This is a genomic window from Pseudomonas sp. FSL R10-1350, from assembly GCF_009600525.1.
Lineage (GTDB): Bacteria > Pseudomonadota > Gammaproteobacteria > Pseudomonadales > Pseudomonadaceae > Aquipseudomonas > Aquipseudomonas helleri.
The window spans coordinates 1-277 of sequence record NZ_WIVR01000231.1 but is presented as its reverse complement, the minus strand read 5'-3'; the positions used below and the strand labels follow the sequence as shown (position 1 = coordinate 277).

The 277-nt window shown below is 63.5% G+C and carries 1 pseudogene; it reads left to right on the top strand.

From position 1 onward, the window contains the following. Positions 1 to 255, top strand: a pseudogene (locus GHO25_RS26390) (hypothetical protein); the annotation flags it as partial. Positions 256 to 277: the final 22 nt, after the last annotated feature.

The following is a 277-nucleotide window of genomic DNA, read 5'->3' as shown; positions in this document are numbered from 1 at the left end:
ATGTACAACGCCGGGTTCGCGGCATCCCTCGACCACCAGGAAGTGCGCCACGTCGCCCGCTCTGTGGCGAAGTGGACGCACCAGCACCTCGACGCTGCCTCGTTCAGCGCGTGGCAGTCGATCCAGGGTACGAAGGCGGGCATACGGTCAGGACAGGTGCGGCGCGTCGGCAGTGAGGCCGAGGCGCAACCGTGGGCAACGTTAGGAATCAGCCGCGCCACGTACTACCGGAGAAAGTCGGCCGGTGAGATTTGAGACTCGAACCCATATCAGATAA